The organism is Acinetobacter endophylla (assembly GCF_053543775.1).
The window spans coordinates 1-398 of record NZ_JBLVOM010000216.1; the positions used below are offsets into that span (position 1 = coordinate 1).

Genomic DNA, 398 nt, shown 5'->3' on the forward strand with positions numbered 1-398 from the left:
GTCTTGTCGGCCAGATAGAGGAGGATCGCACCGGATTCCCATAAGGCGATGGGTCTACCGTCAGGGCCAGCCGGATCGATGATCGCCGGTATGCGTCCGTTCGGGTTCAGCGACACGAACGCCGGATCCTTCGACTCGTTGTTCGAGATGTCGATCAGGTGGGGCTCGTACGCCAGGCCAGTCTCCTCAAGCATGATCGAGACCTTGACGCCATTGGGCGTAGGGGCTGCGTAGAGTTGCAGGCGATCGGGATGAGATGCCGGCCAGCGCTGCGTGATCGGAAAGGACGAGAGGTCTGGCATAAATCTGCGATCCTGGTGTTGCGATGGCGACTGACTGGAACGAGCCGTCACTCTGAAGTAGGGTTCGATGACCGCGTCGCTGAACGACGCGGTCAC

General features: G+C 60.3%; 1 protein-coding gene. It reads right to left on the bottom strand.

Going from position 1 to position 398, the window contains the following annotated elements:
• Window positions 1-194 (bottom strand): glutathione S-transferase N-terminal domain-containing protein (locus ACNPNW_RS19345; protein ID WP_527890970.1); only part of this gene is annotated, 194 nt, incomplete at its 3' end.
• Between the last annotated feature and the right edge of the window lie 204 nt (window positions 195-398).